Origin of the sequence: Streptomyces sp. ISL-1, assembly GCF_018614585.1 — a bacterium.
GTDB classification, from domain to species: domain Bacteria; phylum Actinomycetota; class Actinomycetes; order Streptomycetales; family Streptomycetaceae; genus Streptomyces; species Streptomyces maoxianensis.
Genome location: NZ_JAGGOI010000065.1, coordinates 21882 through 28016, shown reverse-complemented (window position 1 = coordinate 28016; position 6135 = coordinate 21882). Strand labels below are relative to the sequence as shown.

General features: G+C 70.1%; 5 protein-coding genes. 4 read left to right on the top strand and 1 reads right to left on the bottom strand.

The window, feature by feature from the left end; translation table 11 throughout:
* Positions 1 to 255: 255 nt before the first annotated feature.
* Both J7E87_RS33450 and J7E87_RS33445 read left to right on the top strand, forming a co-directional pair.
* Positions 256 to 879 carry a lysoplasmalogenase gene (locus tag J7E87_RS33450; protein WP_215098419.1) on the top strand — a complete coding sequence of 208 codons (624 nt, stop codon included), beginning with the start codon at positions 256 to 258 and terminating at the stop codon, positions 877 to 879.
* An 18-nt stretch (positions 880 to 897) separates the two neighbouring features.
* Positions 898 to 1956 carry a zinc-dependent alcohol dehydrogenase family protein gene (locus tag J7E87_RS33445; RefSeq protein WP_215098415.1) on the top strand — a complete coding sequence of 353 codons (1059 nt, stop codon included), beginning with the start codon at positions 898 to 900 and terminating at the stop codon, positions 1954 to 1956.
* 241 nt (positions 1957 to 2197) lie between these two features.
* Here the strand turns inward: J7E87_RS33445 and J7E87_RS33440 are convergent, their stop codons facing one another.
* Positions 2198 to 3730, bottom strand: a complete 1533-nt coding sequence (locus J7E87_RS33440; RefSeq protein ID WP_215098414.1) for a S8 family serine peptidase — start codon at positions 3728 to 3730, stop codon at positions 2198 to 2200.
* Positions 3731 to 4013: 283 nt separating this feature from the next.
* Here J7E87_RS33440 and J7E87_RS33435 point away from each other — a divergent pair, with 283 nt between their 5' ends.
* Positions 4014 to 4379 carry a DUF485 domain-containing protein gene (locus J7E87_RS33435; RefSeq protein ID WP_215098413.1) on the top strand — a complete coding sequence of 122 codons (366 nt, stop codon included), beginning with the start codon at positions 4014 to 4016 and terminating at the stop codon, positions 4377 to 4379.
* Positions 4376 to 6016, top strand: coding sequence for a cation acetate symporter (locus J7E87_RS33430; protein ID WP_215098412.1), 1641 nt, complete (start codon positions 4376 to 4378; stop codon positions 6014 to 6016). Before J7E87_RS33435 ends, J7E87_RS33430 begins: the two co-directional genes overlap by 4 nt.
* Positions 6017 to 6135 lie beyond the last annotated feature (119 nt).

Genomic DNA, 6135 nt, shown 5'->3' with positions numbered 1-6135 from the left:
CCCTCGGAGCCGCCTGTGCCTGCGGGGCAGTCGGCCGAGCGGCCGGGCGCCGGGCAGCCGGACGCCAGGCCGGGGGCCGCGGGGCAGCCCGCCGCCGAACAGCCGGCCGCCGAGCCGGAGGCTGAAGCCTCGGCGGGTTCTGATCCGCGGGCCGGCGGCGTCGCGGGCTCCGACCTGCAGGCGGGTGCCTCAGTGGGCCCGGCTTCGCCGGCCGGCGCCTCGGTCGGCTCCGCCGCGCGGGAGCGGCTTGCCCGTATGTTCCTCGTCGCGTTCTTCCTTGCCGTCGGTTGCGACCTCGCCTCGCTCGCCTTCGGGCTCGACGCCGGGCACACCGTCGCCAAGCCCCTGCTCATGCCGCTGCTCACGGCGTACGCCGCCACCCGCGGCGCACCCCGCCCGCTCCTTGCCGCGCTCCTGTTCGGCTGGGGCGGCGATGTCTTCCTGCTCTCCAGCGCGGACTGGGCCTTCCTCGTCGGGATGGGGTCCTTCGCCGCCGGTCACGTCTGCTATCTGCTGCTGTTCCGGCGTACGCGCACGTCACCGCTCGTCGCGGGCTTCTACGCCATCGCTCTCGTCGGCGCCGTCGCGCTTCTGTGGCCCGACCTCCCCGCCGATCTGCGTATCCCGGTCGCCGGGTACTCGGTGCTGCTCACCGCCATGGCCTGCCGGGCGAGCGGGCTCGGCCTCGTCGCGGGCGCGGGCGGGGCGTTGTTCCTGCTCTCGGACATGCTCATCGCCACCGGTGTCGCCGAATGGCCTCAGCTTCCCGCACCCGACTTCTGGATCATGCTCACCTACTGCGCGGGGCAGCTGCTGCTGGCCACGGGCGTTCTCGCGCGCCACACGCAGGCGTACCGTGGGAGCCGGATTTCCGCCTGAACACCAAGGACCTCGCCCATGCGCGCCACCGTCATCCACGCCCCGCACGACATCCGCGTGGAGGAGGTGCCCGATCCGGCGATCCAGCAGCCCACCGATGCGGTCCTGCGCGTCCTGCGCGCCTGCATATGCGGCAGCGACCTGTGGGCGTACCGCGGGGAGTCGGCCCGGCAGCCGGGGCAGCGCATCGGGCACGAGTTCCTCGGCGTGATCGAGGAGACGGGGTCCGCCGTCGCCGGCTTCAAGCCCGGCGACCTGGTCGTCGCGCCGTTCGTCTGGTCCGACGGCAGCTGTGAGTACTGCGCGGAGAGCCTGCAGACGTCCTGCCCGCAGGGCGGCTTCTGGGGCTCGATCGGGTCCGACGGCGTCAAGTCCGACGGCGGCCAGGGCGAGGCCGTACGCGTGCCCTTCGCCGACGGCACCCTCGTCAAGCTCCCCGCCGACGCCGCATCCGACGATCGGCTGCTGACCGCGCTCCTCGCGCTCTCCGACGTGATGGGCACCGGACACCACGCCGCCGTCGGCGCCGGGGTCACGGCCGGCTCGACCGTCGCGGTCGTCGGCGACGGAGCCGTCGGACTGTGCGGCGTGCTGGCAGCCAAGCGGCTGGGCGCCGAGCGGATCATCGCGCTCGGCCGCCACGAGGTGCGTACCGACATCGCCCGTACTTTCGGCGCCACCGACGTCGTCGCCGAGCGCGGCGACGCGGCCGTGGCCGCGGTCCGCGAGCTGACCGGCGGGCAGGGCGCGCACGCCGTGATCGAGGCCGTCGGCACCGAGCAGTCGATGCGCACGGCCGTCGGGATCACCCGCGACGGCGGCGCGATCGGCTTTGTCGGCGTGCCGCACGGCAGCGGCACCGGCATCGACCTGAGCGTGATGTTCGACCGCAACATCGCCCTGCGCGGCGGCGTCGCGCCCGTACGCGCGTACATCCCCGAGCTGCTTCCGGACGTCCTGGACGGCACGATCGACCCGTCGTCCGTCTTCGACGTGTCGGTCGGCCTCGACGGCGTTCCGGGCGGCTACAAGGCGATGGACGAGCGCACCGCGCTGAAGGTCCTCATCAAGCCGTAACGAGGCCGAAAGCGGCCCGGCGTTCGCGACCGTGCCCGGCGCCACCCGGTCGCGTCCGTGCCCCAAATGCCGGGCAGGCGCGCGCCAGTTGGCCGGGCCACCCGCGAAGGAGACCGGCGGCAGGGCGTGCCGCAGCCGCCCCATCGCTGATGCGTGAGCCATGGCAGCGACCATGGCACTCGGTGCTACACAGAGGGGCCGGCCGCGGAACTCCCGCGCCCGGCCCCCGGGTCAAGCACTTCTACCGGCGAACCGCGTCCAGCGCGTCCGCGACGCCCGTCCCGTAGAAGCCGTTGTCGCGCTTGCCGCCCTCACACACCGCGTCGACCGTGCCGTCGCCGTTGATGTCATAGGGGTTGGTGCAAGCCGTGTCGTCGGCCTGCGCGTACAGCAGCGCCTTCACGGTCGACGCCGAAGCGTCCAGGTGCGTCGACTTGATCAGCGCGACGACGCCCGCGACGTGCGGCGAGGCCATGGACGTACCGGCCTTGTAGCCGTACCCGCCGCCCGGCAGCGTGGACAGGATCCGGCCGTCGACGGCCGGTGCGTCCGGCTTCTGGAAGAGGGTCGAGTCGCCGCCCGGGGCGGAGATGTCGATCACGCCGAGGCCGTAGTTGGAGTACGACGACTTCAGGTTCTTCGCGCCCAGAGCGGAGACGGTCACGACACCGGGAATCTGGGTCGGGATGTCCAGGCACTCACTCGGGTTGATGACCCGCTCGACCGGAGTGGTGTCGTTCGGGCTCGTGGTGTCGGTGAGCTCGTCCGCGGCGAGGTCCATCCTGGAGTTGCCGGCCGCGGCGACGTTCACCGCGCCCTTGCGCTCCGCGTACCGGATGGCCCGCGCGTGTGCCTCGACCAGAGCCCCCTGGTCGGCGTCGTTCTTGCAGTTGAACAGCCACGGGTCGGTGTAGTAGCTGTTGTTGGTCACATCGACGCCGTGCTCGGCGGCCCAGATGAACCCGCAGACGACCGCTTCGGTGTAGAAGAAGCCGTCCGGCTGCGACACCTTGATGCCGGAGACCTTCACGCCCGGCGCGACGCCGGTGACGCCGACGCCGTTCTTCGCCGCGGCGATCGTGCCCGCGACATGCGTGCCGTGGTCGCTCTCGCCCGGGCCCGGACGCCAGGCGCCGTCCGCGGTGTTGGGCGCGCCGCCCACGCAGCTGACCGACGCGGCACGGTCGAAGTTCGGCGCGAGATCCGGGTGCGTGTCGTCGACACCCGTGTCGATGACCGCGACCGTGACCTTCTTGCTGCCCAGCGACTTCTCGTGGGCCTTGTCCGCCTTGATGGCGGGCAGGTCCCACTGCAGGGGCTCGAGCGGGTCCTGGTCCGCGTCCGCCTGCGCGGCCGCGGCCTTGGCCTCGGCGGCCGTGAGCGGACGCTCCGAGTCGATCGCCGTGTCGCGCGCGGCGGTCAGCGGGGCCGTGCGAGTGGCACCGGCCGACTGGACGCCCTTGACCGTACGGATCGTCTTGGCGAAGTCCGGGTTCTGCGAGTGGACGACGATGACGCCTATCTGGTCGTAGGCGATCACCACCGAGCCGCCGGCCTTGGCTATAGCCTTTTTGACCGATTTGGCGGTGCCGTGCCCGCCCTTGACGTTCACGACGTACGACAGCTTCGGGCCGTCGGTAACCACCGCGGCGGGTACCTCGTCCGCCGGAGCTGCCGAGGCGGCTCCCGCGGGCAGGAAGCCGAGCGAGGCCGTGAGCGCCAGACCGGCGGGCAGGGCAAGCATGCGCCGCCGTCTGGATCCCAGATGAGCCATGGGTTCTCCACATCATCCGTGACAACCGCCCGGACACACGATGTGAATGGGCGGGTACATGACGAGCGAAGCTATCGCCGATCATGCTCCTCATCAATGAGTTGGGGAGAAACAGGCGGAAAGTCCGGAGAAATTCCGGGGAGAGCCAGGAAGGAAAGGCCGATGTTGAACCGGTTCGGTGCGCTCTCCGTGCCGTTGTCAGGGGGTGGAGCAACATCAAACCGCCCCCGACTGTGAGGTCCCCATGTCCTTCCCCACCGCACCCGCGTCGCGAGGAGATTCCGTGGCTACCGATGCACTGCCGCCCCCCGGCGGTACGGACACCAGCCCCGCTCAGCCCACGACAGAGTCGTTCGTCGAGGTGCAGGAGAGTGCGGAATTCGGCGAACTGCGCCGCACGTACCGCTCCTTCGCCTTCCCCCTGACCGTCGCCTTCATCGCCTGGTACCTGCTCTACGTGCTGCTGTCCAACTACGCCGGCGGCTTCATGGGCACCAAGCTCTTCGGCAACATCAACGTCGCCCTCGTCTTCGGTCTCGCCCAGTTCGCCACCACCTTCCTCATCGCCTGGCTCTATTCGCGTCATGCCGCAGCGAAGCTCGACCCGAAGGCCGCGGCGATCAAGTCCCGTATGGAGGCCGACGCATGAGCGCCGCGTACGCCGCTTACCCCACCGTCCAGCTGGCCGCCGACGGAGCGAGCGAGCACCGGCCGCTGATCATCACGCTCTTCGCGTGCTTCGTCGTCGCGACCCTGGTCATCACCGTGTGGGCAGGACGCCAGACGAAGAACGCCGCCGACTTCTACGCGGGCGGCCGCCAGTTCACCGGCTTCCAGAACGGCCTCGCCGTCTCCGGCGACTACATGTCCGCCGCGTCCTTCCTCGGCATCGCGGGCGCCATCGCCCTGTTCGGCTACGACGGCTTCCTCTACTCGATCGGCTTCCTGGTCGCCTGGCTGGTCGCGCTGCTGCTCGTCGCCGAACCGCTGCGCAACTCCGGCCGCTACACGATGGGCGACGTCCTCGCCTACCGCATGCGCCAGCGCCCGGTCCGAACTGCCGCCGGAACCTCCACCATTGTCGTCTCGATCTTCTATCTGCTGGCGCAGATGGCGGGCGCGGGCGTGCTGGTCTCGCTGCTGCTCGGCATCACCAGCGACGCCGGCAAGGTCGCGATCGTGGGCCTGGTCGGCGTACTGATGATCGTGTACGTCACCATCGGCGGCATGAAGGGCACCACCTGGGTGCAGATGGTCAAGGCCGTCCTGCTCATCGCGGGCACCCTGCTCATCACCTTCCTGATCCTGCTGAAGTTCAACTTCAACCTCTCCGACCTGCTCGGCACGGCGGCCTCGAACAGTGGCAAGGGGTCGGCCTTCCTGGAGCCGGGGCTCAAGTACGGCGCCACCAGCACCTCGAAGCTGGACTTCATCTCGCTCGGTATCGCGCTGGTGCTCGGCACGGCGGGTCTGCCGCACATCCTGATCCGCTTCTACACCGTGCCCACCGCCAAGGCCGCCCGTAAGTCCGTCAACTGGGCGATCGGCATCATCGGCTCGTTCTACCTGATGACGATCGTGCTCGGCTTCGGCGCGGCGGCGCTGCTCAAGCCCGGCGACATCATCGCCTCCAACAAGGCGGGCAACACGGCGGCGCCGCTGGCGGCCCTGGAGATCGGCGGCGGCTCGGGGTCGACGGGAGGCGCCATCCTGCTGGCTGTGATCTCCGCGGTCGCCTTCGCCACCATCCTCGCGGTGGTCGCGGGCCTGACCCTGGCGTCCTCGTCCTCCTTCGCGCACGACATCTACGCCAACGTCATCCGCAAGGGCACCGCCACCGAGAAGGAAGAGGTCCGCGCGGCCCGCTGGGCGACGGTCGCCATCGGCGTCGTCTCCATCGGGCTCGGCGCGATGGCCCGCGACCTGAACGTCGCCGGTCTCGTCGCTCTCGCCTTCGCGGTCGCCGCGTCGGCGAACCTGCCGACGATCCTCTACAGCCTGTTCTGGAAGAGGTTCACCACGCAGGGCGCACTGTGGTCCATCTACGGCGGTCTGACCTCGGCCGTGGTGCTGGTGCTGTTCTCACCGGTCGTCTCCGGCAAGCCCACCTCCATGTTCAAGGAGGCGGACTTCTACTGGTTCCCGCTGGAGAACCCGGGCATCGTCTCGATCCCGCTGGGCTTCCTGCTCGGCTGGCTCGGCTCTCTCCTGTCCAAGGAGGAGCCAGACAAGGGCAAGTACGCCGAGCTCGAGGTCAAGTCCCTCACCGGCACCGGCGCCCACTGAGCAAGGCCGTAGTACGAGTCGGCGGACGCGGCCGCGTCGTAGAGTCCTACGACGCGGCCGCGCCCTATGTCGTGACAATCGAGCCCGGTCGTTGTCATAGCTCTGGCGTAGGCTCGAAC